This window comes from Gloeotrichia echinulata CP02 (assembly GCA_038087035.1).
Taxonomy (GTDB): domain Bacteria; phylum Cyanobacteriota; class Cyanobacteriia; order Cyanobacteriales; family Nostocaceae; genus Gloeotrichia; species Gloeotrichia echinulata.
Window position 1 is genome coordinate 5,184,681 of sequence record CP051187.1, and the last position, 20,709, is coordinate 5,205,389.

General features: G+C 40.4%; 15 protein-coding genes. 1 reads left to right on the top strand and 14 read right to left on the bottom strand.

The window, feature by feature from the left end; all coding sequences use genetic code 11:
• Window positions 1-124 precede the first annotated feature (124 nt).
• From nusB to hpsB, 9 genes are all read right to left on the bottom strand, one after another.
• The gene (nusB, locus tag HEQ19_22895) at window positions 125-766 is read right to left on the bottom strand and encodes a transcription antitermination factor NusB (GenBank protein ID WYM01931.1); all 642 of its coding nucleotides are present in this window, start codon (window positions 764-766) and stop codon (window positions 125-127) included.
• Window positions 767-1,528: 762 nt separating this feature from the next.
• Window positions 1,529-2,416, bottom strand: coding sequence for a glycosyltransferase family 2 protein (locus HEQ19_22900; GenBank protein WYM01932.1), 888 nt, complete (start codon window positions 2,414-2,416; stop codon window positions 1,529-1,531).
• Between the two features lie 116 nt (window positions 2,417-2,532).
• A complete protein-coding gene (locus HEQ19_22905; GenBank protein ID WYM01933.1) occupies window positions 2,533-3,372 on the bottom strand; it encodes an HpsJ family protein in 840 nt (279 codons plus the stop codon).
• Between the two features lie 622 nt (window positions 3,373-3,994).
• On the bottom strand, window positions 3,995-4,633 hold the full coding sequence (locus tag HEQ19_22910; GenBank protein WYM01934.1) for a TIGR04282 family arsenosugar biosynthesis glycosyltransferase: 639 nt from the start codon (window positions 4,631-4,633) through the stop codon (window positions 3,995-3,997).
• 32 nt (window positions 4,634-4,665) lie between these two features.
• Window positions 4,666-5,322, bottom strand: a complete 657-nt coding sequence (locus HEQ19_22915; protein WYM01935.1) for a type II secretion system protein — start codon at window positions 5,320-5,322, stop codon at window positions 4,666-4,668.
• Between the two features lie 174 nt (window positions 5,323-5,496).
• Window positions 5,497-6,456, bottom strand: coding sequence for a hormogonium polysaccharide biosynthesis glycosyltransferase HpsE (hpsE, locus tag HEQ19_22920; GenBank protein ID WYM01936.1), 960 nt, complete (start codon window positions 6,454-6,456; stop codon window positions 5,497-5,499).
• 595 nt (window positions 6,457-7,051) lie between these two features.
• Window positions 7,052-7,762, bottom strand: a complete 711-nt coding sequence (locus tag HEQ19_22925) for a prepilin-type N-terminal cleavage/methylation domain-containing protein (GenBank protein ID WYM01937.1) — start codon at window positions 7,760-7,762, stop codon at window positions 7,052-7,054.
• 26 nt (window positions 7,763-7,788) lie between these two features.
• Entirely contained in the window at window positions 7,789-8,784 is a 996-nt protein-coding gene (hpsC, locus tag HEQ19_22930; GenBank protein WYM01938.1) for a hormogonium polysaccharide secretion pseudopilin HpsC, read from the bottom strand.
• Window positions 8,785-8,817: 33 nt separating this feature from the next.
• Window positions 8,818-9,489, bottom strand: a complete 672-nt coding sequence (gene hpsB, locus HEQ19_22935) for a hormogonium polysaccharide secretion pseudopilin HpsB (GenBank protein ID WYM01939.1) — start codon at window positions 9,487-9,489, stop codon at window positions 8,818-8,820.
• On the opposite strand from hpsB, the gene HEQ19_22940 reads away from it, so the two are divergent.
• Complete coding sequence (locus HEQ19_22940; protein WYL98127.1) at window positions 9,462-9,647, top strand: hypothetical protein; 186 nt, start codon at window positions 9,462-9,464, stop codon at window positions 9,645-9,647. The two genes, hpsB and HEQ19_22940, sit on opposite strands and share 28 nt — an antisense overlap.
• A 143-nt stretch (window positions 9,648-9,790) precedes the next feature.
• Here HEQ19_22940 and hpsA read toward each other — a convergent pair whose 3' ends face one another.
• The 5 genes from hpsA to HEQ19_22965 all read right to left on the bottom strand — a co-directional run bounded on the left by hpsA (window position 9,791) and on the right by HEQ19_22965 (window position 20,640).
• A complete protein-coding gene (gene hpsA / locus HEQ19_22945) occupies window positions 9,791-14,626 on the bottom strand; it encodes a hormogonium polysaccharide biosynthesis protein HpsA (GenBank protein ID WYM01940.1) in 4,836 nt (1,611 codons plus the stop codon).
• A gap of 877 nt (window positions 14,627-15,503) precedes the next feature.
• Window positions 15,504-15,740, bottom strand: coding sequence for a 50S ribosomal protein L28 (rpmB, locus tag HEQ19_22950; protein ID WYM01941.1), 237 nt, complete (start codon window positions 15,738-15,740; stop codon window positions 15,504-15,506).
• Between the two features lie 285 nt (window positions 15,741-16,025).
• Window positions 16,026-18,017 carry a molecular chaperone HtpG gene (gene htpG, locus HEQ19_22955; GenBank protein ID WYM01942.1) on the bottom strand — a complete coding sequence of 664 codons (1,992 nt, stop codon included), beginning with the start codon at window positions 18,015-18,017 and terminating at the stop codon, window positions 16,026-16,028.
• Between the two features lie 389 nt (window positions 18,018-18,406).
• Complete coding sequence (locus tag HEQ19_22960; GenBank protein WYM01943.1) at window positions 18,407-19,594, bottom strand: glycosyltransferase family 4 protein; 1,188 nt, start codon at window positions 19,592-19,594, stop codon at window positions 18,407-18,409.
• A 5-nt stretch (window positions 19,595-19,599) separates the two neighbouring features.
• On the bottom strand, window positions 19,600-20,640 hold the full coding sequence (locus tag HEQ19_22965; protein ID WYM01944.1) for a glycosyltransferase family 4 protein: 1,041 nt from the start codon (window positions 20,638-20,640) through the stop codon (window positions 19,600-19,602).
• Window positions 20,641-20,709 lie beyond the last annotated feature (69 nt).

Below are 20,709 nucleotides of genomic sequence, written 5' to 3' on the forward strand. Positions count from 1 at the left end.
CGCGATATAGTTCTTGTTTAAGAGTTTAAAATAACTCCTGACTGTTTCTAGCAGTAAAAACCGTCTGGATATCCTCACTCCTGACTTTCAACTCAAAACTTAACACTCATAAGGGTTGGTTTCGTTATGAACCAACGCTATGGAGCTTTTTTTGCTCTGTGAATCGGCGTAGCACACCATTAATAAAGCGATGTCCATCATCTCCACTGTAGCGTTTGGCTAGTTCTACTGCTTCGTTGATAGCCACACTGTCTGGTAATCCTAAAAACAGCATTTCCCCTACAGCGATTCGCAGAATATCCCGGTCGATTTGGGCGAGGCGCGTGACTTGCCAATCTACCAAAGCATAGGTAATCTGTTCATCGATAATAGTTCGTTCGTCGCTGACTGTTCTGACAATTTGGATAGCGTATTTGCTGACTGTCTTGTCTTGAGTTGCTAGCTGAATCAATTCCGGGAACTCCACCGCTGCACCCAGCTGATTAATTGCCGTTTGGGTAAAGGAAATTGCCTCTTGTAGCATTGTTCTAGCAGAATTGATGTCTGAGGCGCGAGTTTGACTACTTAAAACGCGATCGTGACTACGTTGCAGTTCACCTGCAGCATTATCCAGAGTATCTTGTACTTCCGATCGCAGGGTGCGTACGGCGGCTAGGACTAACTTGGGTAGTTGGTCCTCTGTCAATTTTTTGGGATTTAATGGTAACTGGCTCAGGCTTAACAGCGCCAATTCACGAGCTAGTTGCTGAGGTTTACGGTCTTGCATAAAAGTGAATTTGAATATATCAGGACTGAGTGAAGTACTCCGGCTTGCTTCGCTATCTCTAATCAACCAGGCGGTTGATGTCGGCTCAAGATGTTTTCGTCATCGTCCACTGTCCATCCCCACCTTACTTCGTTGAAGGTGGGGACTTCCGTGATTCCGTTAAGCTCAAAGATGGGCAGGACTTACGCGGCGAGGCTATTCGTGGAGATCAGGCATTGGGCATTGGGCATTGGTTAATTTTTCCTGCCCTATGCGCCCCCATATGCCCAACCCAAACCCTTGATTTTTCTCACGAGTGCCGACACACCTTAAAATCAACTGTCCATTGCTGGCAGTGCTTAAACCAATTAACCGTTCAACAGAACCAATTAAATAGCTCAACTTAGTTGACCCCACCAGAGGGCTACATCTCCAGAGACTTACTAGGATATTAAGCCTAGCGCGTTTTCGTGCGCCCCACGATACATTTATGGAGAAAAATATTTTGTTTTCTGGTTGGTGCTACTTTGTTAATTTCGCTAGCTATTTTTATACTCGTATTCGCCACCGAGTTGTCTTTATTGTTTCCCGACCGGTCGTGTTTCACTCATTTGAGTCGTCCTGTATCGGCGGATATTCTACAACAGACAATTTAAATCTATCACAAAAAGCCGTCCTAGAAGGACGGCGGCTCTAAACCCAGTGCTTCGGTAACTTTGCGCGATTAATTTGAAGATTTTTCCACGGCGATCGCCTGCGCCTTTCAAATCCGGGCAATTTGACTTAAGCCGGATCAGCCTGTGTGCTTTGTGAACTCAAATTTGGCGCCAGTTTTGTACTTGTGTCTAAACTCGGTGTGGGCATATGCTTCATTTCCCAAACTTTGAGCAAAATTAGATATTCATAGAATGTCTGAAGTGTACACCAAGCTAGACCAGCCCGCCCATCTAGGCAGCCACCCAAGAACAAATACATATACAAAAAGCGTAGCAGCGGTCTAGCAGGTAAACGTAAAGACAAATCTTTCAGGGCGCGGCGTTTTTCAATTTCTGATTTGCCAAAAAAGAGCGATCGCCAGCTAACATCTCCTTGATTTATTTGATGCAGTGTTTCTCTGGCTTCATCTGTAGAATAACGGTTGTGCTTTTCGATCCAACGACTCAAGCCCTTACTACAAGTGTAATGGGGATAACTTTGCTTTAAGAAGCTAGTTGCACCATGACACACTTCCCGTTCAGTATGACCATAGTCTGTAAACCAGACTTTACCGTGGCGGAAGAGGCGCATTTGATAACGGGGATACTGAGTGCTATAACGAATCCAAGTATTCATGAAGATCACACGTTCGGCGACATAATAGCCGATATAGTCTGGATGCAAAATTGTCTGTTCGCACTCTGCAAACAGTTCTGGTGTCATGCGCTCATCGGCTTCTAGAATGTATACCCATTCATGCTTGGGAGGGATAGACTCTAGCATCCAAGTACGCTGGGTTCCGTGGCTTTCAAAAGGGTGTTGAATAACGCGGATGGGATAGCGATTGGCAATTTCTATGGTGCGATCGCTACTACATGAGTCTACAACAATAATGTCATCTGATAGCATCGCCGACTCTATACAAGCGGCAATATCTAATTCTTCGTTATATGTCAGTATGTAAATGGAAAACATTCTCAACTCTTAGTAAAAATTTTTCTCTCACTTGGTCAGGGAAAAGTGAACACTCAACAGTCAACAGTGAACAGTTAATAGTTAACTGTTCACTATTGACTGATGGAAATGCTAAATTAGCGTGCGGGAGCTTTACGTCCACCACTTTGTAAAGAACCTATACCTCTTAATCCTGTCCAGCCGATGATAATGTAACCCATTGACAACAGTAAACTGCTAATCCCAATCCGCAGTCCAGATCTCCAAGCGACATCTTTAGCTTGCTTTTCAGCTTCTTCTTTGCGCTGGCGGACTTGGCTCAGTTGTTGATTGCGTACCACCTGAATATCTGTTTGCTGTTCGATAGCTTTGTCAAGTACCTTAGGATCTGTTTTAGCTTTTTGCAGCAACTCTTTCACCGATGGGGAAAGTTCAGGACTCGCAAGTGCTTGCTTGTATTTCTGCTCGTCTTTGAGGATTTCCGTAAACTGAGCTTTAGTTTGGTTCCGCAACTGTTCTAGCTGTGCTTTGCCTTGCTCAGTATTCAGTTGGGCTTGCATTTGCGATAACCGACTATTTAGTTGATTTTCTGCCTGCTCTGCTTCCTGAGTGATTTGAGTTACTGTTTGAGTTTTGGCTTGATTCACATTATTAAGATGCAGGGGAAAAATCAACAAGAATAACAACCCTAAAATACTTGATAGTATTAGTCCGGGAACTCTTAAATCTAGGGTTCTTGAGCGATCGCCATCCCCTGCATTCTCGATCCAATAGGCAGTGAACAGAAATCCCAAACCCACCATAGGCACAATTCCCCGGTCAACTAGCGCTGTTGCTAAGTTGATCTGCCATCCCCGGTCGGTCGGTTGGAAGGGTAACAACAAAATCAAAAAGTCAAGCAAAAAGGAAAGAATTAAGGTAACTCCCACCACTTTGAGTGTGAGGGGAGCATTTACAGAAGCAAACCGGTTAACCATATTTTTTCAGTCTTGTACTAAATTAGGAGTGATTGTCCTATTTAAAGTTACTTGAAGATTCTGCCAATGGCCTTAACTGTTGTATAAAAATACCATGTAGGTATACTTTGGATACATAATATCTGCCTTTTGGTTTGGAACCACACCACGGTAGCATCTGTCTTTTAGACTGTCGTCAGAAAAATCCTGGTGTTATACTATACTACCTTCGCTTAAGTAAAAGTATGTACATCCTTTCCCTTCACAAAAACATCACGGGTCGTGTAGAAGCCACTTGGCAATAGATGCGTGGAGGAAACACGCCACGGCTTGTTTTAACAACTGTGGAAAATGATATGATCAAATTGTGAGTAGGAATAACCATCTACGTGTTGAAGTGTTTTGTAAGGAGTAACCCCTGATTTACCTCGCATTCGCACGGGTTGCGATTCTGGGTAAAACTTGTAATGGGAAAACATGAAGCGTACCGAACTGGCGTTGTGATGGACTCGGAAAACAAAAAAAAGAAAAGTAAGCGCAATTGCAATACCTTTGGGTAGTTGTTTTGAGCGTCTAGGGGGATACTTGACTATCCCTTTTAAGCAAGTCTTAAAGAATCTCAGTGTCTTTAGACCTGAGAGTGTCAACTCCCCTGAAGAGTTTGTTCCCAGATGGGAAGATCCTCTGGACGGTCAACATCTGCCAAGGGAGGCAATTGGATGTGTGATAAATTAAGTTTTTGGGCTATGTCCAAAGTTTGTTGCAATACTTCAGCGGTACCCCAGTCAATGTTAGCGAATAATTCCGCGATGTAACAACGCAAACCAATCAAGTAATAACCACCATCAATCGCCGGACCAATAACCAGGTCAACGGTTTGGAGTTGCTCAAAGGCGGTTGCTAAGATTTGGGAATTCACCCCCGGACAATCAGTACCGATGATGATTACTTGTTCTGCACTCCTTTGAAACCCATCGAAAAGCGATCGCGCCATCCGCTCACCTAGATCTCCTTCACCTTGAGACTGGTAAATCAAACCCAACCCCAGCCAATCTTGCATTAATTGCAAGTTACCACCTGCAAACCGCACTTCGCAGCTTATCCCAGTTGCTTTTTGCAATTCATTAACCTGAAATATTGTATATTCGGTCATCTGTCGTTGCAGATTAGCAGCACCAACCATACCCAAAGCAGGTATTAGTCGGGTTTTTGTCTTCCCTGGTTCGGGATAACGAGTAAAAATAATCAGGTGCTGTTTTGGGCTATCTGGTAATTTCAACACGTGATACCTTGTTTGAACAAACAACAAATATCTTAATAGCAATATTTGTTGTCGGTATTGGGTTTTATATGCTCTTTTCCAGTTCGCATTGCACCTAAAACCGTAGAAACATAGACACAACGCCTAGCTTTACCAGCATTCTGACTATAAAAAGTTATCTGTCCTAGTGTTCTGAGTGCGGTTTTAGTACACTCATCTCCCACTTCATAGACAGGACAACCTTGATAGTTAAATAAAACTCGCCATACTTGTTGTGAAAGTTGTTTAGGAAAAGTTGTCTCGTTTTTACCTTTTTGATTTTTATCTTGAACAATGCGAACATTTGGTTCAACACTATCCCATATTTTATCATTGTTACTTACATAATTGGGTATAAATATTCCTTTTTCTGCCGGATGAATTACCCATTGAACGATGCCATTTTGTTCACGAATACTGACTTGCCAGGTTAATTTTTCCTTGCTAGCTTGGCTTTGGGCTTCGCGCATAGCACGGTAAATTTCGTACTGGGAACTGTTCAGGCGACGAACATCTACAAAAGCCATCCACTGGGGTAGTGCAATTAATCCTAATAAACCAATTATTAAGGTAACTACTAATATCTCTACTAGTGCAAAACCAGTATTTGAGGAATTATGAAAAATATTTTTTACAAGAAAATGCACCAAAATATTTTTTGTGGTTGTCATTTGACCCTATATTAATTAGTGTACTTTAAATAAGAAATCAAACATTTATAGCCCCCTCCTCGCTTGCACTTAGGGGGTTGGGGGTGGGGTTCTTCTACCTCACTCAACCGAGAAGCGCTATAACGAAAAAATATTTATTAATATATGGCGCTACTATTTAGATATTTTCAATAATCAGATATTATTCCTATAACCATTCTTAAGCCAATAAAAAGGACTAATTAAACTGCTAAACATTAGTTGCATTTCACAGGCAGCAACCAAGTCATTTTTAACCTTTAAATGGTATTTAACTAAATGCCAAAAAACTTTACGCACATCATTTATAAAATAAGCAAAAAAAATCATTGGTCTAGCCCAAGAGTTCCTTATACTCAACATCCGAGTAATATAACGGCTAAGTCCAATACCTTGAAAAAATGGAATTAAATACTCTTTTTGTAATCGCCAACTTGGTATTTTGTGATAAATTTCCATATCTGGGTTATACCAAATTTCCCACCCAGCTTTTTGGATATATATCAACATTTCTAAATCTTCACTAGTCAGCATATTTCCAGCAACTCTGCCAGTCAATATCAACTGATTGGGTACACTTTCTAACCAAGCTTGCCGACGGACTACAAGTCCAGCAGAGGGAGGTAATAATTTCTGAGTTGGTTTATACAGCAAAGGTAAATTACCCCGTTCTGTAATTGCCAAAAATGGAGCAAGGCGCTGGAAATTTTCTGGTGGTTCAACTTCCCATTGAGGATGAATTTGGCTAGCAAAAGCTCCTACCTGTGGATAATTTTTTCCAAAATCATAAGCTGCTGCTACCCAGTTTAATTCTGGATAGTTATCATCATCCAAAAAGCCAATAAATTTACCTTTTGCTGCTTGCACTGCCCGTTTTCTGGCATATCCTGCTCCCTGTTTTGTTTCCAAGCAGTATTTTAAAGGGTAAGGATATGGCCAATTTTCTTGATAACTTTGAACAAGTTTTGCTGTATTATCTGTGCTATTATTGTCTACAACAATAATTTCCCAAGATAAGTTTTCAGTGTTGGCTTGATTTCGCAGTCGTTCCAGTAATTCAGGTAATCGGTTTGCACCATTGAAAGTTGGAATTGCCACGCTAAAGTCAAGGTACATAGTCTTCGCACCCTACAGAAAAAATTAATCTGATGAATTAATTCTGAACCTATAGAGCCGTCTCCGAATACCGTATATTTACTAGATATTTGTAGAACAATTGCTTAACTATAGCAATCCGGTTTGATTTTTCAAGATATAGGAATCATATTTGATTTATAGCAACCGCCAAAGTGCTTAGGACATTAACTGATGATAAAACCTAGACACAATCAGACTTGTAACCCAGTCCCCAGCGATGCACTGAGCTTGCCGAAGTGTCCCCAGTCCCCAGTCCCCAGTCCCCTGCTATATGAAAGAAATCTCAGTATTGATATTAGTCCTATATCTGTGGTATCTGTAGGCTAGTCCCGCGATTTCAAACTATTTGTTTAGCCGGATAAATTTTTAGATACCCCTAAATCCACACGATATGATACCATCTGTAGGGGCACGGCAATGCCGTGCCCCCACTCGCTCCTACATGTGTCAGCGTTTTAGTGGTATTGTATAAGACTTTGAAATCGCGGGACTAGGCAATGCCCTACCTAGCTGTATTTATCAATATTTTTTTAAATTGATTGGTTAATTATTTGATTTTATAGTAATAAAGCTTTTAGTTGCACTCAGTATCTTTTCCTGTTTTTATTGAACCTAATAGAGTTTTGACAATCACGCATCGCTTGAGGTTAGTAGCTTGAGTAGGAGAGCCAGATTGAGCCACAGCAACAGCTACAATTAAACCTTTGCTAGTAATTTTATCGTTCTGGACTGATGTTAAACTACTAGTATTTGTCTTGACTACCAAATCCAAAGCACCTGTGTAGTCAAAGGTAATTGTTTGTGGCGCGGTAGAATTGAAAGCAGCGGCATAGGTTACAGAAGTGGTGCTGGTCGTAGTATTTATATTAGTGAGATTAGTTCCAATTACTATTGATCCTGATTTTATTCCTACATCTGTACCCAAATTACGCCATAATTTTGTGGGGTCAGAATCTTTAGGATAAATAGCAATTTGGGGAATATTATTGTCAGTTCTAAAGCTAATACTATAACCAAGTTTTTGCCTTTTAGCTTGTCTCTGAGCTTCTTGGATTCCTGCCAAAACAACATCATTCGCCTTATTAGCCTGTTGTCTATTGAGAAATGCAATCCAATTAGGAGTACTAATTGCTGCCAAAACTCCCAACATAACTAACACAACCAAAATCTCAACTAGGCTAAATCCAGCATTGTTTGTAGCTAAATATAATGAGTCTTTTGGTTTTGCAGTTAATATATTTACAGAGATTTTCTGTAGAATTTTCTTGAAAAATAGATTATACATTGCGGTATTTAATACTATTTAATTGCTTATTTAGTAAATAAGAATCCAATTCCTTGAACTCGGATACTTGATTGGGGAAAATATATTTTTCTGTTTTGACTAGTTTGATCGAAATCTATATTTGTGTCTTGAATACGAGCGAGAGCATTACCGCGTAAATAAACTTCTGCTACAGTATTGTTTGAGTCAACACAGACGTAAAATCCGCGTGTTTTAACATTATCTGTAGCTACAGAATCTCCACTACCAGAAAATTTTGGCACTATTTGGTAGTCAGTTGAGCAAGAGGGTGTTTGGTTGGTTGTACTTGTAGTATCTGTGGTGGTTTGATCAATATAATCTACTAGAGGCAATATGTCTTGAGAATAATTTTCACTACTTTTCTTTGTCCATTTATTCATTTTGGTCTTAAGAGTTCCTTCATCGTCGAGATTAAACAACTGAAAACCAGCATCTCTAGTGCTTTGTTTATCTGTATCAGTTTGTCCATAGCCATTACTGATTTGGAATCTACCAATTCGGGCTGCTTTAGACCATGTAGTGTCACCATCATTAATCAAATAATAAGCGACTAATGAGTAAACAAAAGTATCATCATTTTCGGTACTAGTACTCGTCTTCCCGTCTGCACCTGTTGTAGTTGTTGTCTTCACAACAAGCCCTCCAGAAATATACTGTCGCTTCCAAAACACAAGAACAGGAAAATATTTTTTCTTATCATCTGTAGATGATTTAGGTAATTGAGAGCGAATATTATCTATGCCATCAGCATCGTAGATGTATACTGACTGTTGCAAGTCTCGTGCAATGTAGTCAAGTGCTGCTTTAAGTTCTTGATCAGTAGTTGCTTTAGCTTGCTCTTTACGGTCATTGTCGAGCAGATTGATCATAAATCCCAGCATTGGTGTGATTATCAGAAAAGCTAGGGCGATACCAACCAGTAATTCGATGAGGGTAAAGCCTTTTTGTTTCGTGTGAGAGTATTTTAGCTGATTACTTAAAAGCCATTTAAAAGGTCTCATGATGCTACATTTTCTCCTGAGAGTTGCAGATATTTAGCATTTAGATTGAGATTTAGGATTAGTAGTAGTTGGTTTAAGGCGATCGCAAAAATCACTAAATGACACCCCTTTGCCTATGTCTGTGGTCATTTCTACTAATGGTGCTTTGCGATCGCCTAAACCCGCAGTGAAAGTATTTTGTTTATTCGGTGCTGTTTTCAGAACGCCGCCATCACTAGCAAAACCATCTGCTCTGTAAACACGTATACCCAACTGATAGCCACTTGTAGTAGTAGTTGTAGCTTTGTTATACCTAAACGCTTGAATCACAAAGTTTATGGTACTGGTAGTTGTACAATTATTACCATCAACAGAGAAACAGTACAAATTAGTTGCAGGTGCAGTACAGTAACCACTACCAGTACCACAGGTTAAACTTCCCGCCGTAGGAGCAGCATAGCTGGATAGAGCTGTGTCACTTGTACCTGTGAGGGGAGAAGGAGGAGCTGTAATTGTGCCAGATCTCACACCATCAATGTAGCTTTTAGCAGCATCAGTTGCTGTTTCAATGCGCTTTGCTTGCACTCGCGTGGCTACAGACAAGACAATCACAGGTGCGATCGCTGCTAGTAAAAGGCTAACAACCAGAATAGCTACTAACGACTCGATAATCGTGAAGCCTGATTGACTAGATACAGATGCTTGCTGCTGTTTGTCATTTGTCATTTGTCATTTGTCATTTGTCATTTGTTATTTGTCATTGGTCATTGGTCATTTGTCATTGGTCATTTGTCATTGGTCATTTGTCATTGATAAGGGTTTGGGAAATATTTAAGTTTCGCAATACCGACTTTTTTGCCAACATGGTAAAATTAAAAGCCTAATGGCTAATTAAGGGCAATACAGTTCAGTTAAGGAAAATTGTCGTAGGGGCACGGCACGAATAAAATTGTCATTAGAAGAAAAGATTTTGGATGCCGTGCCCCTACACTGTATACCACTGGAGTCTAACTGAACTGTATTGTAATTAAGGGCAGGTACTAGGACGTTGGTCTGACCTAATAGCGTATTTGTAGCTAATAGCAGTTGGAGTAGTGACGTTATATGCAGCAGCAGCGTTTTCATAGCCACCAGATAAGGTGCTTTCTTGGACTGCACAGAGCAAAGTTTTCACCCAATTGTCATCTCGACCAACTTCTCGATAAAACTCATTAGGCGGGTTGAGTCCTGGTGCTGTAAAACGCTGCGAGAATAAGTCAGGTAGCTGGGTCAGCAAAGCCACGTCATAACCCCAGGAACGGCTAGGAGCAGCATAAAAAGGTGAACGACCCGAATTGGCTGTGGCTGCTTGATAAGATTGCGGGTATCCAAAAATCAGACCTGTTGGTGTTGGGGAAGCAATCAGAGTTTGCCAAGGGGCTGTAGCATAGCTACTACGTTTAAATTGGATGAAAGAACCAGCAGCTTTGTGATTTATGGTGGTAGTACCCAAGTCCCAAGTTTCTAAGTAACGTACAAAGTTTTCCAAACCTCCATTAGTTTCACCAAGGTTAGAGACTGGAGGGCGTTCTGGAGTATTACCTTGAGCAAACACCAAATTGGTTTCTGTTGCAGTAGCACGTTGCATCCAGTTTAAAGACGTTGCATCTAGACCGTTGCTCAGAGTAGCTGTGTTTGCTGCTGGAGATATGGAGGTATACTGAAGTTGCAATACTGGTACTAACAAAGGTTGGTCTATCTTTCTAGTATTAGTAAGTCCAGTGCGATTTTCAATCCACAGAAAATAGTTCTGACCATAATTGGCTACGGAGGCATTATCTGTCTTAAACCACAAAGCGTTGTAGTGTAGTCTAGGTCTGTTGCTAGAACTGTATGCTGGGTATGGAACACTATTTAACGTAACATCATCAAAAGGATAATAATTTACCTGTCCTGAGTCAACTATTAAATCTGTAGTAGTCTTGGTAACATCAGTACCCTTTTTGATTCCTAAAGGTATTGGTCTGAGATTAGGAGCCGTACCAGTTAAGATTAAGTTACCGCTAGAGTCCCGCAGGAATGCTACTCGGCGAGGGAAGCTCTGTTCTGTTTTCGGCGACGCCGGTCTAGCTGTAGTACCTGCTCTGAGCTTATTAACGGTATAACTAGAATTATTTGGTATTAGTTGACTTGCTTTTAAATTAGGATCATCAACCGTACCAACCACCCAATCATCGGGCTTGCAGGCTGTAATTATTGATTTGCGACAAATTTCCATGACGTACTCTGGAAATGATCCCCGGCGTTGAATTGGGGTAACAAAGTTGTTGAAGTAAGAGCTACCTGGGCCTGTACCACTACTAGTAGAGTAGTCACTATCTATAACATTACGGCTGTCTATAACACTACGGCTGGTGACGAAGTTGTTATCCCAAAAGCCGTTTAACCTAGCAGCGACTGTGGCAATGATATTGCTTTCAGTAATTGGTACTGCTGTGTCTGTCGTATCGCCATCACTATTGATGTCAGCCTTCAGGGCTGTTTCATCTAAAGTATTGATGGCAGTATCAAGCATATCACCATCAACATTTAGGTCAAATTTAATTGCTGTTTCATCTAGTGTTATTTGTGTTGTTTCTAGACCAGAAATACCGTTAAGGTCATAGCCTTCAGGATAATTACCATAATTGTCGCTGAGGTCATAATCTCCATCTTGGCGGTAGCCCAATTTGAAATTACTAGACAAAACCGTAATCGCATCAGCAAGTACTGTGGCTGGTCGCCAAGTTTCACCAGTCGTGCAACTAGAAAACTGACCCTTGCGACAGGCGAAGTCAGAATCGAGGGTTTTACGTTTATAGAAGTCATCACCCCAGGCGTTTAATTCTGTGAACTCTTCCTTGGTGTGCTTGTTGAAATCTCCTTGGATATAAACTGGCAGATTAGATGTCAATATCAGACCCTTTTCTGCTGCTTGATAGGTAGAGTTACGACTTAAGTCACGACCATTAATCAACATGATGCCATTAGGACGGCGAGTAGGGTCTAGCCTAAAATCTGTCGCACTCACATCTGGACTGGTAGCATCGCTTTGGTCTGGAAGTGCATCATCACGGGTGGCATAAATAACCCCACTATTGGGAAATAGAAACTCGCCATTATTCTTGGCTTTTCGGCGCAATAAATCCAAATCCAAGACGGTGGCACGAATTTCTAATGGCTGACGGAATTCAATACCCAAATCATAGTTTGCAGAATTTACAGTCTTATCAATTGCCTTAATTTGTCTGGCATCAAGAAAAGCAGTTTCCATAATAGCACCATGCGGAATTGCAGCATCTGTAGGATTGCCAATAGTGCCATCTAAAATTTTTAAAGCACACATGGCAGAATCTACAGCCGATTGTTCTGAAAGCGTCAGATTTCCACTAGCTGCGATTTTAGCCAAAGCACTGCTAAGTCGTTCATTGACTAGGCGTCCATTAGGGTATTTTAGTGCTGCTTGGTAATTTAATATGTCTGTATAACCTGTTGTAGCCAGAGAGGAAGCTGAGTAGACAACACCATTATTAGATTTGCCAGTAGTATCACTAACTGTGGGTAGCCCTGTTAAAGCCCTGTTAGTAGTTCTGTCCCTAACATTTGGTAAACCTGACTGATTCATCGCTGCATCTTTATTTGTAGGGTCGTAATAGCTGCTGACACAGGCGATGGGAGTTTGATAGTTTGTGGGAGTTTTGGGATCGTAGGGGTCATCTTGGTAATGATAAACTACTGTAGTCCGCATTTGCAGATAGGGTGTTTTATCATTAGGTAAGCCTTGACTCTGACTAGTCACACCAGTTGCCATTGTATCTGGCCAGACTGTCTTTATTGTGTTATTAAAAGTCTTGGTACTAGGGTTGTAGTCATTAGGCAAGTAAATACCAGCACCTGTAATGACTCTTAAGCCCCCGACCACATCCAGAGGCCCTGTGGGTTGTTGGGCTGCTGATTTTTCCCAAAAGCCGTCCCGGTCTGTAACGCCTAAGTTGTCTAATTGGTAAGCCTGGGAGTAGCGTTTGCGAGCATTAGTATTGTTATCCCACTCTCTACCAGAAATCAGCTGTCCTTGATCTGGTGAAGCGACAAATTTATTTGCACTCGCACTCGAATCATACCAGGTTTCGGGCATATTGTTGCCAACTAAAACGCGATCGCCTAATAGAGTTTCTTTTCCATCTTTTAGTTGTACAAGTGGGTCTGTCGCCGATAGATAAAGTTTTTTTGTACTATTGGTTTTAACGCTTATCCCAGCATAACCAGTAGCAGTTGTACCATCGGATGGACTGAAGGGAAATGCCCATGCATCCACTGGTCGTAGGGAGTTTCCACTTCCTTGCAGCGGGCTGTTTGTTTTATAATCAACGCTGCCATATTTAAGTGCATCTTCACCTTTATCAAAAGGAACTTCAACATAAGGAACCCGTCGAGTCCTCTTTCTAAAGTAGATTTTTAGCTTATCATCACGTAGTTTTACCTTGTCAAGGGTTGGGTCAGCAATTAGATCGCTGTTAATGCTGTTCTGAACTTCGTCTGGAAGAGAGGTGTTATCTGGATAGCTAGTATTTGTTGCATCTATTAACCGCTGAATACGGTCAACATATGCCTTATCATTGTAAGCTGCGGTATTACCATAGACAGCTTGAGGTACAGACTTATTTGTGTCATCAATAGTAGAAGTGCTGAGGGTTAGGTTAGTGACATCATAATTTTTGTCAAATAAATCTACTTGTACACTGCTACCCTTGGAAGTTTCATTAACGCGGCTATTGATCACATTTCCAGCGACAACAATCTTGCTATTTTCCTCTGAATAATAGCAAGATTTAGGACTGCTTACTAGATAAAATCTGATATCACTACCGAATTTTCTGGTCAGAAAATTACCATTAGTAAAAATGCGTCCATTCAAATTTATCCCTGCTCCAGGGGTTATTTCTAAATCATCTTCGTAGACGACTGCATTATTGCTCAATGGAATCCGCTCTCTATCTTGCTGATACTCTAAAGCAACAAAACCTTTATTGCTTGTAAACTTCTCATACTTGGTATGGTCATTACCAAATGTCTCTTTAGTTGGTTTATCTGTGATCGGTACTGTAGTTGTGTAAACAAAAATGCTTCTCTTAAGCTTACCACCAACTTTATACCAACCTTGACTACCTACTAAGTCAGCACTAGTAGCCACATTACTCACACATCGACCACTTGTAGCACCTTCGTCCATTGGTTGCGCCCTTGCTTCTAGGGGACTTCTGGCTCTGGTACTAGTAGGAGTCCGAAAATAAATGCCATAGAGAGTGAAACTATCAAATTTGCCATCATTATCAGTATCAACAGGATATTTCCACACTGATTTGATATTTTCATCGTCAGCAATAGAGCCGTCGCCATTAACATCCTTAACCAATTTTAATTGTGTTTCATCACCAAATGTATATTCGTTAATATTGTCATTAATGACTTGGCTCAAGGATACATCTGTTGGGGTTGATCGGGGCAATCTAGGGTCTATAAATAACTTGTCTAATTTGGCTTTGGCGCGATCAAGAGCAGGTGCGGCTGTTCTAATAACCGTCTCATTTACGCGAACATTATTGGCATTTTTCGACCGATCAAAAGATCGAAATAAAATTGCAGTTGTCACCAGTACTAATACTAGAGATACTAACACTACTGTTGGTAACACAAACCCAGCGTTGACTGAACTTCGTTTTCTCCTGGTAGTAAAAAAAGTTCGTAATAGCCAAATTATTTGCTTTTTAATAGCAGATAAAAACTGCTTGCTAGCTTTATTGAATAGTTTATGTATTGCCTTGACTGGCTGGCGTTTTTTAGACATATCTGCTTTCCTGTCAAGTGTTTGATGACGGGTGTAAAAATGTTGTAAATATGGGCAATCATGCTAGTTAGGGACTTCTAAATCAAAAATATTCAATCGCAAATGTTAACAGCTAACACAAGTGATTGTTTTTATTTTTTCGATATCCCTTAACTAATTCAACAGACAGAATTTGAGTTGTTATTGATGGAAACATTCACCCGTTTTTATAAAAAATAAAAATAAATCCGGGTGCAGTACAAAAGTATGGTTTGTTCAAGTTATATCATGGCTCAATATTGCCTATTAAATCGGAAAATACTGATTTTTTCAAAGTTAGTTAATTCATGGCCTCTCACGGAAAATAACATCAAAACTTCACATGAAGTTTACCAAAATATATTTCATATGAAGGCAACTTCATGAAGATGTTATTAGTGAAGGTAAATTTATAATACCCATCTGTTAAAGGAAACATATCAGTTAGGGGCAAAATAATATGAAGGAATTTTAAAATTGAAAACCTCCCCATTTTGGGGAGGTGAGGTAGTGAATATTCTGAAGCTTTGGCAAAGGCTCAGAAATTAGGGACTGACAAAAAATAAATCATCCAATACAGGAATTACGCCCTAGGCTATTTGTGGAGATCGGGCGTTGGATATTTTTTTATAGCAACCGCCAAAGTGCTTATAGCACTTCCTATTCAGATGAGGTACAAAATTGTATCACGCGATGTAGGGGCACGGCACTGCCGTGCCCTTACCGATGTACCTCACTAGGGCGAGAAACGCTATAGGACATTAACTGATGATAAAACCTAGACACAATCAGACTTGTAACCCAGTCCCCAGCGATGCACTGAGCGGTCGTTGTGTCCCCAGCTATAATTGGAAGTCCCTTAGTAGTGATTGAGGTTAATACCAGCTTCTTTTGCCATTGCTTCTAAACCTTTAATTTCTAGGCTTTTGATTGCTTTGGTAGACAGCTTCAGTTTCACCCAACGATTTCCACCCGCCCACCAAACGCGCTTGGTTTGCAGGTTGGCTTGCTGAAGGCGTTTGGTGCGGCGGTGGGAGTGAGAAATTGAAAAGGCGTTATTTGCCTTTTTACCAGTTAGATCACAGCGACGAGACATAGCACGTATCTCCAGATGATGATTTCCATACAGCCTTTCTATTTTAGGGGCTTTGGCCTCAAGTGGGGAGATGGGGGAGCAATACTGCGTAGGTTTTGGAATTTCTTGGTTGAGGCAAGCTCTTGGAGCAGGGGGAGAAATGGAGGCTGGCGTTGAGTTTTGCCTCCCCTGCCTCCCCTGCAAATCCTACGCAGTATTGCCCCATGCCCCATGCCCTATGCCCTATGCCCCATGCCCTTGTGGGTAGAGTTTTTTATGTGTCCTGGTATACGCCGGGAATGATGGCTACTTGCTAACTTGTTCTGTCAGCTTGGTGAGTACATCATTTGAGCGTTCGACGAAGGATTTCATTCCGTCGGCGTCAAATCCTTTCTGTGACATCAGTGCTAAATCGTAGACGTGTTGGCAAATTAAGTTTACCAAGGGATTTGTCGGTGACTGACCATCAGCTTGAATAATACTACCTTGATTGAGATTCGCGAGATTTTGAATTAAGGGATGAGCTGTATTTACCAGTAGAATATGGTCTTCAGGAAATTCTGTTGTCTGCTGCTGCATCATGGCGTTCATTTCCCGCAGGCGGCGGAGAATTTCTGGTAATAGCACCATTGCTGGTGGTGTCCCTAGGGGATTCTCGGATTTTAAGGCTTCGGTGCGAATATTCAGCCTAGGTTTGTTGAGGGCTTTCTCGAATAACTCTTTGATGACCTCAGTCCGGGTTTTGTTGGTTTTGGGGTCAACTATTTCCCCGGATTTATCTTGATCCAACAGGGTATTATCTAGGTCGGAGTCTACCCGTGTAAATTTCACATCATTATATTCCCTTTCTAGGAAGTTAATGAAATGGGTGTCAATGAAGGAGTCCAAAAATAGGACTTCCAAACCTTGACTTTTGTGTAATTCTATGTATGTTGTTTGGGTGGTTTCATCGGTGGCGTAGAAAACGCGGTTTTCGTGGCGTTCTTTGTTACGCTCTAGGTATTCTTTCAGGGTTGTATAGGGAGTGCTGAGTCCTGTATTTTCAGGGCTGCTGGGTTTGGGGGTAATATCTTGCCAAAGGTCGCCTTCTTGGGATTGTACTTCAACGGCGGGTGTTTCGGCTGGGGCTTTTTCTGCTACTTTCGCTGTGGTGCGGAAGATGATGATGTCTTCGACTTGTTTTTTAAATTTCTCGTCATTGAGAACGCCAAATTTGACGAATGTACTGAGATCCTTCCAAGCATTAATATATTGTTCGCGGTTGTCGCGGTAAAGTTCCTTGAGGCGATCGCCTACTTTCTTGGCTATATAATCGCCGATTTTCCGCACGGTGCGATCGCCTTGCAAAGCACTGCGCGATACGTTGAGGGGAATATCGGTGCTATCAATTACACCCCGCATCGGTGTCAGAAATTGCGGGATAATTTCTTCGCAGTTGTCGCTCACGAAAACTTGATTACAAAATAGCTTGATTTGCCCTTTTGTCACATCGACATCGGGCTTCATTTTGGGAAAATATAGAATTCCGTTGATGATAAAGGGATAATCTGTATTTAGATGTACCCACAGTAAAGGCTCTTCCTGAAAAGGATACAGGTAGCGGTAAAATTCTAAATACTCTTCTTTGCTGAGGTTGGTGGGAGATTCCCGCCAAGGTGCCTTTTGCTGATTTAATACTTCACCTTCCAGTTTGATGGGAACTGGCATGAAGTCGCAATAGGTCTTGACAAGATTCTTAATTCGTGCTGATTCTAAATAATCTTCTTCTTCCGCCTGGAGAGTGAGGGTAATGGTGGTACCGCGAGTTGTGCGGGTTGATTCATCTAGGGTGAACGCAGGGGAACCATCACAACTCCAGTGAACGGCCTGCGCCCCCTCTTGGTATGATAGGGTATCGATTTCGACTTTTTGCGCGACCATGAAGGAGGAGTAGAAACCAAGACCGAAGTGACCGATAATCGGTTGATCTGATTTACCTTGATACTTGTGAATAAATTCTTCCGCACTAGAGAAAGCAACCTGATTGATATATTTTTTTACTTCCTCAGCGGTCATCCCGATACCATTATCGGAAATGGAAACAGTTTTGTTGTTTTTGTCGATAGCGATTTGAATTTCTGGTTCGCCAATGTCACCAGCATAATCCCCAGCACGGGATACCATTTTTAGCTTTTGGATAGCGTCTACAGCATTGGATACCAGTTCTCGCAAGAAAATTTGATGGTCAGAGTAGAGTGATTTCTTGATAATCGGGAAAATATTCTCAGTATGGATACTGATAGTTCCTTGTTCTAGCATAATGTATGATGGTATGAAAGTCTCTAATTGAGGATTTTAAGGGCAGAACTAATGCGATCGCTCTACTTGAGAGGTTTGTTTGTCCCCAATAGGCGATTCGGATTTCCCTACTCGATCAATGTAATATGATAGCAGTATTAAACTTAACTAGCTCGAAAGAGTCCTGATTCCTGATATATTTGTTCGTAGTTGGGCTAAGAGCGCTCTTGATTGTCGGTACGCCCAAGGGCGCAACTATTTTCAAGCTATCAAAACTTATGTGGTGGAGTAGTAGATTTTGAGCCATAATTGCTGTAAATACCCGAAATTTGTTAAATTACAGCAATTTTCATTCATTTGAACCACAGATCTTCGTAGGGGCGCAAGGCCTTGCGCCCCTACCCTGTGGTCTATTTACCTGAAAATGGCTGTAAATCCAGAAACAACTTTTTAGCAGTTTGACCAGCTATCGACCAATTTAAACGATTTATATATTCATTAAATGATGAAAGAGCCAATTTTTCATATTTTTGCTCATCAGTAAGATAATCTGCAATATAGTTACAGTAATCTCTGATATCGGCATCTACAGGAAAAGTTTTGCCATTTAGGTCATTTTTGATAATACTAGGAATGCCTGCTAAATCGGTGGTTACGCAAGGAACACCAAAAGCGTTGGCTTCAATTAATACATTAGGAGTTACATCTGCCTGAGTCGGTAAAATGAGAAAATGAGAATCAGCGAGCAAATCATAAAAATGTTGCTTGCCTGCAGGTGTAGACTTGTTAATGTATCCTACTGGCTTGACAAAATCTGGGAGATTTCCGCTATCTTTTGGTAAATCGCCGATAATTTTGAGTTCTATATTAAAGCCCATTTTTTTTAACTCTTTACTTACATCTAGGGCGATATTACCTCCTTTTCTTTGCCAATCAATGCCAATAAAAATCAATTTGTAAATCTCTGTACTTCTCGATTTTAGCAAAAGTTTAATATCTTCAATCGTTCTCTCTGGCTTTAATTCTAGATTTGAGCCTCTAGTAATGATTTGGATTTTATTTTGCTCTAAATTGTAAATTTCTGTGGCTTTTTTAGCCGCCCATTCCGATGCAAAAATGACTAAACTAGATTTATCTAAAGCTAATTTCTCTAGCTGATAAATGCTTTTTTTGGTTTCTTGGCAAAGATTGCTTAAATATGGATAGAAATCTATCAATGCTGCTAAAACTGTATCCACCCAAAGCACTAATGGTTTTTGACAATTCAGATATGCTATTGGTGCAGACCCTTCTGTACACAAGATGATATCTACATCTAGATTAGACAACTGTTTATCAATTTGGGCTGCATAATTTTTACTGACTATTGGGTCAGCCCATCTATAATAATCTTGGTGAAAGAAGTATCTATAAAAACTCCATTTACTTTTAGTTAACCAAGAATATTTTTTCTGGAAATTACTTACATTCTCAATAGATATACTCTGTTGTGCTAAGGTTTGAAATATGTAATAATTTGACCCATAATTTCCGACATTATGTTTTGTCCAGCCTGAAGTGTTCAGAATATCATAGGTACTTACATAAGCTAGTTTCATTCCAATTACCTCTTAATTAACCGATAAAATTCCGCGTTTTTTTGACTTAAACTATACCAATCTAATTTGTCTAGGGGTGGACTTTGCGGACGTGGTTGCTGTATCGACCAATTTAAGCCTTCCTGGAGATTTTCTTGGGTTAATTCCCCAGTATAAAGTTTCATCCAATCTTCTCCCACTTCTGAATGAAGTTCTGGCATAGAACCTAGGTGAGGGGCTAAAATAGGACAGTCGAAGGAAAGCGCTAATAAAGCACTTCCAGAATTGAGAATTTCTTTAAACGGTAAAACAACTAATTCCGCAGCTTTGAAATATAGCTGAACTTGATCATCGGGTACATATTTCAAAACCAACTTAATTTTGTCATCATTTTCCGATGCAGATAATATTTCGTTCTCCAAGTGAGGACGTTCTATTTTCCCTGCGACTACTAATAACCAATCTGGCGGAGCTAACTGTCGAAAAATCTTGATTAAATGTGGGACATTTTTGTAAATATCTATATAACCAAAAAATAGCAGTATTCGATAGTTATCAGGTAGATTTAGTTCTATTCTTGCTTGATTACGGGTAATTTGATTAGGATAAAAATCTCGATAGTGTCCAGCAGGAAGAATACAACAGGGTTTATCTTTTAAAGGCGCTAAACAATTTTCTGCGATATCTTTTCCGGCTCCACTTAAACTAATATACCCATCAATGCGTTTGATAAATTCTTTTTGAAACCAATCTGCTATCCTTACATGTAATATAAAATGGGGGTTTTCATCATGAATTGTCCAGATAATACGAGTTCCCCTAATCTTTGCCCAGTCTATCAAGATGAGCATAATTATAGCTCTCATCCATACTATTAATGGATGAGGATGTCTAACAATCGTTTCGACTACCCAATGAACATGAAAAATATCATATTTTTCTAGCAGAATCTTTTTGGGCGAAAATTCTTCTACTGTTACGTCTTGTTTTAACATATTTGTATATAAAAGCCAATTATAAGGATTTTTATATTTAGTTTTAAAGGCTGGATAGGCGATTACTTTCATATTTGATTTTTCACAAAATACGTATTATATCATGTCCGGTTATATGACCGTAATAAAATATTCTGTAGA

Bases quoted from the DNA above. Each gene is read 5' to 3' on its own strand.
- htpG (WYM01942.1), bottom strand. From the start codon at position 18,017: ATGCTAGAACAAGGAACTATCAGTATCCATACTGAGAATATTTTCCCG.
- hpsC (WYM01938.1), bottom strand. From the start codon at position 8,784: ATGAGACCTTTTAAATGGCTTTTAAGTAATCAGCTAAAATACTCTCAC.
- nusB (WYM01931.1), bottom strand. From the start codon at position 766: ATGCAAGACCGTAAACCTCAGCAACTAGCTCGTGAATTGGCGCTGTTA.
- hpsB (WYM01939.1), bottom strand. From the start codon at position 9,489: ATGACAAATGACAAACAGCAGCAAGCATCTGTATCTAGTCAATCAGGC.
- HEQ19_22905 (WYM01933.1), bottom strand. From the start codon at position 3,372: ATGGTTAACCGGTTTGCTTCTGTAAATGCTCCCCTCACACTCAAAGTG.
- rpmB (WYM01941.1), bottom strand. From the start codon at position 15,740: ATGTCTCGTCGCTGTGATCTAACTGGTAAAAAGGCAAATAACGCCTTT.
- HEQ19_22925 (WYM01937.1), bottom strand. From the start codon at position 7,762: ATGTATAATCTATTTTTCAAGAAAATTCTACAGAAAATCTCTGTAAAT.
- hpsA (WYM01940.1), bottom strand. From the start codon at position 14,626: ATGTCTAAAAAACGCCAGCCAGTCAAGGCAATACATAAACTATTCAAT.
- HEQ19_22960 (WYM01943.1), bottom strand. From the start codon at position 19,594: ATGAAACTAGCTTATGTAAGTACCTATGATATTCTGAACACTTCAGGC.
- HEQ19_22900 (WYM01932.1), bottom strand. From the start codon at position 2,416: ATGTTTTCCATTTACATACTGACATATAACGAAGAATTAGATATTGCC.
- HEQ19_22915 (WYM01935.1), bottom strand. From the start codon at position 5,322: ATGACAACCACAAAAAATATTTTGGTGCATTTTCTTGTAAAAAATATT.
- HEQ19_22965 (WYM01944.1), bottom strand. From the start codon at position 20,640: ATGAAAGTAATCGCCTATCCAGCCTTTAAAACTAAATATAAAAATCCT.
- HEQ19_22940 (WYL98127.1), top strand. From the start codon at position 9,462: ATGCTTGCTGCTGTTTGTCATTTGTCATTTGTCATTTGTCATTTGTCA.
- hpsE (WYM01936.1), bottom strand. From the start codon at position 6,456: ATGTACCTTGACTTTAGCGTGGCAATTCCAACTTTCAATGGTGCAAAC.